Genomic DNA, 655 nt, shown 5'->3' with positions numbered 1-655 from the left:
AGCCGGCCGCGTCCGGAGATCGCGGCGGCGGCACCGGCGAACGACGTCACGGCAACGGCCAGCACGGCCCAGGCCGTTGCGTCCCAGAAGCCGGCCTGTCGCACCGCCAGCCAGCTGGCCGCATTGGCGCCGGCGGCGGGCAGGATCCAGCCCAGGTACAGGCCCATCGGCGCATCCACCAGCAGGCCCTCGGCCCGGCCCCGGCCCGGGAGCAGGTTGAGGCGGTGGACCGCGGCGGCGAGCACGGCCAGCAGGGCCAGGATGACCAGGAGCGTCAGGTCAATGGCGCCGGCCCGCGCGGCCCAGCTCCAGCCGGCGTTGAGCAGCAGCGACGCCGCCGCCAGCCAGCCCGTGCCGCGCTGGCGCGGGCTGCGGCGCTGGGACGGAAACCACTGGAACACCGTATAGGCCAGCAGGCCCAGGTAGATGGCGGTCCAGGCCAGGAACGCACCGCTGTCCAGGGCCAGCAGCGTGAAGCCCGGTGCGAAGGCGCCGTCCGCGGCATCGCGGATGGAAGGTCCGCCGGTGAGGCCGGAACCGCGCACGGCGGTGTAGCCGCACACGAACATGGAGCCGGTGACGGCGAGCCGGCGGATGGTGTCCGCCCCGCCCGCCCGGCTCACCGCGGCGCGTTCCCGGGGCGGCCCGGCTGCCG

Annotated in this window: 1 protein-coding gene; it reads right to left on the bottom strand. The window is 76.0% G+C overall.

Translation table 11 applies throughout. The features are described from left to right. Window positions 1–655, bottom strand: a 655-nt coding sequence (locus ACFQ36_RS23235) for a tryptophan-rich sensory protein (protein WP_377017989.1), incomplete at both ends; no start/stop codon positions are given.

This window comes from Arthrobacter sp. GCM10027362, from assembly GCF_042679445.1.
Lineage (GTDB): Bacteria > Actinomycetota > Actinomycetes > Actinomycetales > Micrococcaceae > Crystallibacter.
The sequence above is the reverse complement of the archived record's forward strand: the minus strand, read 5'-3'. Positions and strand labels throughout refer to the sequence as shown.